General features: G+C 69.7%; 5 protein-coding genes. 4 read left to right on the top strand and 1 reads right to left on the bottom strand.

Translation table 11 applies throughout. The features are described 5' to 3' along the window. Positions 1-557 precede the first annotated feature (557 nt). Complete coding sequence (gene trpD / locus AC2VNT_RS08860) at positions 558-1,631, bottom strand: anthranilate phosphoribosyltransferase (protein ID WP_486946502.1); 1,074 nt, start codon at positions 1,629-1,631, stop codon at positions 558-560. 121 nt (positions 1,632-1,752) lie between these two features. On the opposite strand from trpD, the gene ctaE reads away from it, so the two are divergent. The 4 genes from ctaE to qcrB all read left to right on the top strand — a co-directional run. Beyond that, complete coding sequence (gene ctaE, locus AC2VNT_RS08855) at positions 1,753-2,373, top strand: aa3-type cytochrome oxidase subunit III (RefSeq protein WP_486946501.1); 621 nt, start codon at positions 1,753-1,755, stop codon at positions 2,371-2,373. Positions 2,374-2,396: 23 nt separating this feature from the next. After that, the gene (gene qcrC, locus AC2VNT_RS08850) at positions 2,397-3,254 is read left to right on the top strand and encodes a cytochrome bc1 complex diheme cytochrome c subunit (protein WP_486946500.1); all 858 of its coding nucleotides are present in this window, start codon (positions 2,397-2,399) and stop codon (positions 3,252-3,254) included. Beyond that, positions 3,251-4,420, top strand: a complete 1,170-nt coding sequence (qcrA, locus tag AC2VNT_RS08845) for a cytochrome bc1 complex Rieske iron-sulfur subunit (RefSeq protein WP_486946499.1) — start codon at positions 3,251-3,253, stop codon at positions 4,418-4,420. The genes qcrC and qcrA overlap by 4 nt, the downstream gene beginning before the upstream one ends. Further along, positions 4,417-5,295: cytochrome bc1 complex cytochrome b subunit (gene qcrB, locus AC2VNT_RS08840; protein WP_486946498.1), on the top strand; the 879-nt coding region annotated here is incomplete at its 3' end. The genes qcrA and qcrB, both read left to right, overlap by 4 nt.

Below are 5,295 nucleotides of genomic sequence, written 5' to 3'. Positions count from 1 at the left end.
TGATCGCCGGCACCGACGACACCGCCCTGTCGGCGGCCGTCGAGCAGGTGGCCACCCTCGCCGGGGACGGCCACTACGAAAGCGCGGCGCGGCTGCGGGACCAGACCGCCACCGCCATCGAGGGCCTCTGGCGGGGCCAGCAACTCCGGACGCTGGTGGCGGTGCCCGAATTGATCGCGGCGGCACCGGACGGCCCGGATGGTCAAGGCGGCTGGCAGCTCGCGGTGATCCGGCACGGTCAGCTCGCCGCCGGCGGCGGCGCGGCGCGGTCTGTTCCGCCGTTGCCGGTGGTCGACGCCTTGGCGGCCGGCGCTCAGGTGATCGTGCCGGAGCCGGGTCCGCTGGGCGGCGCGCTGGTCGAGGAGGTGGCGCTGGTCGCCCGCTGGCTGGCCGCCCCGGGGGTGCGCATCGTGCGGGTCCGCAACGGCGGCACCCGCGACGGCGCCGGGTGGGCCGCGCCGCTGCACTCGGCCGGAGCGTGGACGCGGTGGGCGGCGACCGCGCGATCGGCCCGGCTGGCCTCGACCCAGGCCCTGGCCGGGCGGCCGGACCGGGGCTCAGAGCTGCTGACCGAACCGCACCCAACGCGCGAGCAGCTGTTCGGCCGCCCCGGTGTCGATCGCCGCAGCGGCCCGGGTGAGGCCGTCCTCCCAGGCCGGGAGCCATTCGGCGTCGCTGGATAGCCCGGCGTGGGCGACGATCGCGCCGGCCGCATTGAGCACCACGGCATCCCGGACCGCGCCGGCGGCACCGCCCAGCACCGTCCGGGCCTCGTCGGCGTTGGCCTGGGCGTCACCGCCGAGCAGCTCGCTCACCTCCGCGCGCGCGAATCCGAAACCGGCCGGGTCGAACGTCAACCGGTCCACGCTGCCGGCCTGAACCCGCCAGATCGTGCTGGTGGTGGTGGTGGTCAGCTCGTCGAGACCGTCGTCGCCGTGCACCACCAGGACGCTGGACCGGCGCCCGGCGAAGACGCCGGCCATCACCTCGGCCAGCTCGCCGAACGCGCAGCCGATCAACCCGGCCCGTGGCCGGGCCGGATTCGTCAGCGGCCCAAGCAGGTTGAACACCGTCGGGATGCCGACCTCACGCCGGGCCGCCAGCGCATTGCCGTACGACGGCTGGAACTTCGGGGCGAAGCAGAACCCGATGCCGACCTCGGCGACGCTGCGGGCGACGTCGTCGGCGCCCAGGTCGATGCGGACACCCAATGCCTCCAGCGTGTCGGCGCCGCCGGCCAGCGAGCTCGCCGCCCGGTTGCCGTGTTTGACCACCGGGATGCCGGCCGCCGCCACCACGATCGCCGCCATCGTCGACAGGTTGACCGTGTTCGCCCCGTCGCCGCCGGTTCCGACCACGTCCACGGCGTCCAGACCTGCCAGGGCGCTCGGCAGGCCGCGGGCCTGGCCGAGCATGACGTCGGCCAGCTCGCTGAGTTCGGCGGTGGTCGGGCCCTTCATCTTCATCGACACGCCGAACGCGGCGATCTGCGCCGGCGTCGCGCCGCCGCTGACGATTTGGCCCATCACCCAGGCCGCCTGCCCGCGGGCCAGGTCCGCGCCGGCCGTCAAACGCGTCAGGACCTGCGGCCATGACGGGGTAACCGGTGCCTCTCGGGCAGATTGGACCATGCGCCGATCGTCGCACGCGCACCCTGCGGCCCCAAAGCCGCGCACCGCCGGTCACGACGAGTTGGCACGAATTCTCCAACCCGGCTGGAGTTCGACAACTACATAGCGTCATACTTGCGGGGTGACGAGCGCTGTCGGGTCATCGGGTACTGCAATCACATCGCGAATACATTCGCTCAACCGGCCGAACATGGTCAGCGTCGGCACCATCGTCTGGCTCTCCAGCGAGCTGATGTTCTTCGCCGGGCTCTTCGCCATGTACTTCACCGCACGCGCCCAAGCCGGCGGCGGTCCGCACGCGTGGCCGCCACCGCCCACCGAGCTGAACCTGTGGCAGGCCGTGCCGGTCACCACGGTGCTGATCGCCTCGTCGTTCACCTGCCAGATGGGCGTGTTCGCCGCCGAGCGCGGCGACGTGTTCGGGCTGCGCCGCTGGTACCTACTGACCTTCCTGATGGGGCTGTTCTTCGTCCTCGGCCAAGGCTACGAGTACTACCACCTGACTGAGCACGGCACCACCATCTCGTCGAGTGCCTACGGCAGCGTCTTCTACATCTGCACCGGCTTCCACGGCCTGCACGTGATCGGCGGCCTGATCGCCTTCCTGTTCCTGCTGGCCCGCACCACCATGAGCAAGTTCACCCCGGCGCAGGCCACCGCGTCGATCGTCGTTTCCTACTACTGGCATTTCGTCGACATCGTGTGGATCGCACTGTTTGCCACGATCTACTTCATCCGATAAGGCAAGACGGACAGGAGTTTCGGTTGAAGACACCTAAAAAGCTGTGGCTGGCCCGCTCCGCGGGCCGCAGCCGGCCCGCTAACGTCGGGGCCCGCCGGCGGCTGCGACGCAGACTCTCCAGCGGTGTGCTGCTGATGGTCGCGCTGGCGCTGGCCGGCGGCCTGGCGGCGCTGCTGACGCCGTCGGCACAGGTCGCGGTCGCCGACGAGAGCCCGGGGCTGCTGCGTACCGGAAAGCAGCTCTTCGACACCTCGTGTATCAGCTGCCACGGCGCCAACCTGCAGGGCGTGCCCAGCCGGGGGCCGAGCCTGGTCGGCGTCGGCGAGGCCGCCGTCTACTTCCAGGTGTCGACCGGCCGGATGCCGGCGGTGCGCGGGGAAGCCCAGGCGGGCCGCAAGCACCCGATCTTCGACGACCAGCAGGTGGACGCGCTGGGCGCGTACGTCCAGGCCAACGGAGGCGGTCCGACCGTGCTCCGCAACCCGGACGGCAGCATCGCCGAGCGGTCGCTGCGCGGCGACGACCTGGGCCGCGGCGGCGACCTGTTCCGGCTCAACTGCGCGTCCTGCCACAACTTCACCGGCAAGGGCGGCGCGCTGTCGTCAGGCAAGTACGCCCCCGACCTGGAACCGGCCACCGAGCAGCAGATTCTCACCGCCATGCTCTCCGGCCCGCAGAACATGCCGCGCTTCTCCGACCGGCAGATCTCCCTGGACGAGAAGAAGGACATCATCGCCTACGTCAAGTCGGTCACCGAGGAGGAGAACCCGGGCGGCTACGGCCTCGGCGGGTTCGGGCCCGCGCCGGAAGGCATGGCGATGTGGATCATCGGAATGGTGGCGGCCATCGGTGCCGCCCTGTGGATCGGGGCGCGGTCATGACCGACACGACGAGCACCGGCCAGCCGGACGACACGGCGCCGGCCGCGATGTCCCGCGAGGAACTGGTGGCGCTGGGCGGCCGACTCGACGGCGTCGAGACCGTCTACAAGGAGCCGCGGTGGCCGGTCGAGGGCACCCGGGCCGAGCAGCGGGCCGAACGCCAGGTGGCGCTGTGGTTCCTGGCCGGCGGCGGTTTCGGGCTGGCGTTGCTGCTGATCTTCTTGTTCTGGCCGTGGCGGTACACCCCGAAGGGGACACCGGGATCCGAACTGTACGCACTGGCCACCCCGCTGTACGGGCTGACCTTCGGATTGGCCGTGCTGGCGATCGCGATCGGCGCGGTGCTGTTCGTGAAGAAGTTCATCCCGGAAGAGATTTCGATCCAGGACCGGCACGACGGGGCCTCCACCCAGTTGGACCGCAAGACCGCGGTGGCGAACCTGACCGACGCCTTCGAGAGCTCCACGATCGGGCGCCGCAAGCTGATCGGGCTCTCGCTGGGCGTCGGCTTCGGCGCCTTCGGGCTGGGCACCCTGGTGGCCGGCGTCGGCGGATTCATCAAGAACCCGTGGAAGCCGGTGGTGCAGACCGCCGAAGGCAAGAAGGCGGTGCTGTGGACCTCGGGCTGGACCCCGCGGTACGCCGGTGAGACCATCTACCTGGCCCGGGCCACCGGCACGAACGCCACCGCGCCGTTCGTCAAGATGCGCCCGGAGGACATCGACGCCGGCGGGATGGAGACCGTCTTTCCGTGGCGAGAATCCGACGGGAACGGCAGCACCGTCGAGTCGCACGAAAAACTCAACGAGATCATGATGGGCGTGCGTAATCCGGTGATGCTCATCCGGATCCGGCCGCCGGACATGGCCAAGGTGGTCAAGCGCAAAGGCCAGGAGAGCTTCAACTACGGCGACCTGTTCGCCTACACCAAGATCTGCTCACACCTGGGCTGCCCGTCGTCGCTGTTCGAGCAGCAGAGCTACCGCATCCTCTGCCCGTGCCACCAGTCGCAGTTCGATGCGCTGCACTTCGCCAAGCCGGTATTCGGCCCGGCAGCGCGGGCGCTGGCGCAGCTGCCGATCACCATCGACAGCAACGGACACCTGGTCGCCAACGGCGACTTCATCGAACCCGTCGGACCGGCATTCTGGGAGCGCAGTTCATGAGCCCGAAAATCGGCGATCTGCTGGCCTCGCAAGCAGAAGACATCGACACCCGGTATCACCCGGCCGCGGCGCTGCGGCGTCAGCTCAACAAGGTCTTCCCCACCCACTGGTCGTTCCTGCTCGGCGAGATCGCGCTGTACAGCTTCGTTCTGCTGCTGCTGACCGGTGTGTACCTGAGCCTGTTCTTCGACCCGTCGATGAGCGAGGTCACCTACAACGGCGTCTACCAGCCGCTGCGCGGCGTGCAGATGTCCCGTGCCTACGAGTCGGCGCTGGACATCTCCTTCGAGATCCGCGGCGGGCTGTTCGTCCGCCAGCTGCACCACTGGGCGGCGCTGATGTTCGCCGCGGCGATCATGGTGCACCTGGCCCGGATCTTCTTCACCGGCGCGTTCCGGCGGCCCCGTGAGGCGAACTGGGTGATCGGCTCGCTGCTGTTGATCCTGGCCATGTTCGAGGGCTACTTCGGCTACTCGCTCCCCGACGACCTGCTCTCCGGGATCGGCCTGCGGGCGGCGCTGTCGTCGATCACGCTGGGCATGCCGGTGATCGGCACCTGGCTGCACTGGGCGCTGTTCGGCGGCGACTTCCCGGGCACCATCTTGATCCCCCGGCTCTATGCCCTGCACATCCTGCTGATCCCGGGGATCATCCTGGCGCTGATCGGCGTGCACCTGGCGCTGGTCTGGTTCCAGAAGCACACCCAGTTCCCCGGCCCGGGCCGCACCGAGCAGAACGTGGTCGGTGTGCGGGTGATGCCGGTGTTCGCCGTCAAGTCCGGCGCGCTGTTCGCGATGATCACCGGCATCCTGGGCCTGATGGGCGGGCTGCTGCAGATCAACCCGATCTGGAACCTGGGCCCCTACAAGCCGTCT

Source organism: Mycobacterium sp. TH-M15 (genome assembly GCF_057473705.1).
The sequence above is the reverse complement of the archived record's forward strand: the minus strand, read 5'-3'. Positions and strand labels throughout refer to the sequence as shown.

Coding starts and splice junctions, on each gene's coding strand:
- trpD (WP_486946502.1), bottom strand. CDS start 1,631: ATGGTCCAATCTGCCCGAGAGGCACCGGTTACCCCGTCATGGCCGCAG.
- qcrA (WP_486946499.1), top strand. CDS start 3,251: ATGACCGACACGACGAGCACCGGCCAGCCGGACGACACGGCGCCGGCC.